This is a genomic window from Peribacillus sp. SIMBA_075 (genome assembly GCF_046534585.1).
The window spans coordinates 1-338 of sequence record NZ_JAWRYN010000265.1; the positions used below are offsets into that span (position 1 = coordinate 1).

The 338-nt window shown below is 36.7% G+C and carries 1 protein-coding gene; it reads left to right on the top strand.

Annotated features, from left to right (window positions below):
* Positions 1–338 (top strand): class I SAM-dependent methyltransferase (locus tag SB775_RS28175; protein WP_410864466.1); only part of this gene is annotated, 338 nt, incomplete at both ends.

The window sequence follows — 338 nt, forward strand, 5'->3', positions numbered from 1 at the left end:
AACAATATATGAAACGAAGATACCGAGAAAATAGCCCAAATGAATCACTTGAAAAACCAGCCTTCTTTCAACTCATTGGTGATGTGAAAGGAAAGAAAATCCTCGATTTAGGCTGCGGTGACGCCAAGTTTGGCGAGGAATTATTAGAGAATGGCTGCCACTCTTACACTGGTATTGAAGGCTCCGAACTTATGTATGAAAAAGCTAAAAAACAACTAGAAAATAAAAATGGCACCGTTCATTTTTTAAACCTCAAAGACTACACATACCCTCCTTCTACTTTTGATTTAGTAACATCTAGACTCGCCTTACATTATATTGAACACCTTGATATCATT